This window comes from Micromonospora sp. PRAS1 (genome assembly GCF_059553435.1).
In genome coordinates, this window is sequence record NZ_JCANNB010000109.1 from 1 (window position 1) to 821 (window position 821).

Annotated in this window: 1 protein-coding gene; it reads right to left on the reverse strand. The window is 74.8% G+C overall.

The genetic code is table 11. The features are described 5' to 3' along the window. The coding region (locus AC507J_RS32300) for a condensation domain-containing protein (RefSeq protein WP_496294354.1) at window positions 1-821 on the reverse strand (821 nt) is incomplete at both ends.

Consider the following 821-nt stretch of genomic DNA (forward strand, 5'->3'; position numbering starts at 1 on the left):
CCCCCGGTTGGCGACCGGAGTGCCGACCACGATGTCCTCGGCGTTGCAGTACCGGCCGAGCAGTACCGCGAACGCGGACAGGGTCGTCATGAACATGGTGGCGCCGTGGTCCTGCGACAGCGCGCGCAGCCGGTCGGTGACGTCGGCCGGCACGGTGAAGCGGGTGACGGCGCCGGCGAGCTCCCGCAGCGGGGGCCGGCGGCGGTCGGTCGGCAGGTCGAGGGTGGGTAGGCCAGCGAGGCGGTGGCGCCAGTAGTCGAGCTGGCCGTCGAGGGCGGGGCCGGTCAGCTGGCGGCGTTGCCAGACGGCGTAGTCGGCGTACTGCACCGGCAGGGGCGGCAGCGGCTGCCCGGCGTACAGCGCGTCGAGCTCGCGGCGCAGGATCCGGTCGGACCACTCGTCGAACGCGACGTGGTGCACGGTGACGGCCAGGACGTGCTCGTGGGCGGCGATGCGGACGAGCATCGCGCGGAGCATCGGGCCGGTGGCCAGGTCGAACGGCGCCGCGGCGTCGGTCGCCAGGAGCCGCTGCACGGCGGCGTGCGGGTCGGCGGCGGGGCGGATGTCGACGACGGGAAGCGGCACCGGCCGGGGCGGGTCGACGATCTGGTACGCCACGCCGTCCGGACCGGCGACGAGCCGGGTGCGCAGCACCTCGTGGCGGGCCACGACACCGTCGAGGGCAGCGCCGAGCGCGGCGACGTCGAGGGGCCCGTGGAGCCGGCGTGGCGGTAGCGGCAGGTTGTACTCGGTGGATCCGGGGCTGAGCTGGTCGAGGAACCACAGCCGCTGCTGCGCGAACGACAACGGCAACGGCTCAT